Raw genomic sequence first — 668 nt, 5'->3', positions numbered from 1 at the left:
CCCGTCCACCCGGTCCCCGCGAACTTCAGCGACGCCCATATCAACGCGGACCAGTACCGGGACCTGTATCGCCGCTCCATCGACGACCCGGCGGGCTTCTGGGCCGAGAAGGCCACCGAATTCCTCAGCTGGAACAAGCCCTGGGACACGGTGGTCGACTACGACTTCCACCAGGGCCACGCCGCCTGGTTCGATGGCGCCGAACTCAACGTCAGCTACAACTGCATCGACCGCCACCTGCCCCAGCGGGCCGACCAGACCGCCCTGATCTGGGAGGGCGACGACCCCGCCGACAGCAGGCACATCTCCTACGCCGAACTGAAGGACCAGGTCTGCCGCCTGGCCAATGCCCTGAAGGCCCGCGGCGTGCAGCGCGGCGACCGCGTCTGCCTGTACATGCCGATGATCCCCGAGGCCGCCTACGCCATGCTCGCCTGCACCCGCATCGGCGCGGTGCATTCAGTGGTCTTCGGCGGTTTCTCCCCGGAGGCCCTCAAGGACCGCATCCTCGACTCCGACTGCCGGGTGGTGATCACCGCCGACGAGGGCGTGCGCGGCGGCAAGAAGGTTCCCCTCAAGGCCAACGCCGACAAGGCCCTGGCCGAGTGCCCGGACGTGCACACCTGCCTGGTGGTGCGCCGCACCGGCGGCGCGGTGGCCTGGAACGC

At 69.2% G+C, this 668-nt stretch carries 1 protein-coding gene; it reads left to right on the top strand.

Annotated features, from left to right (window positions below; translation table 11 throughout):
* The coding region (locus ACNKU3_RS20640) for an AMP-binding protein (RefSeq protein WP_418261465.1) at nt 1-668 on the top strand (668 nt) is incomplete at both ends.

The sequence above is a fragment of the Haliea sp. E17 genome, from assembly GCF_048323675.1.
Lineage (GTDB): Bacteria > Pseudomonadota > Gammaproteobacteria > Pseudomonadales > Halieaceae > Mangrovimicrobium.
The sequence above is the reverse complement of the archived record's forward strand: the minus strand, read 5'-3'. Positions and strand labels throughout refer to the sequence as shown.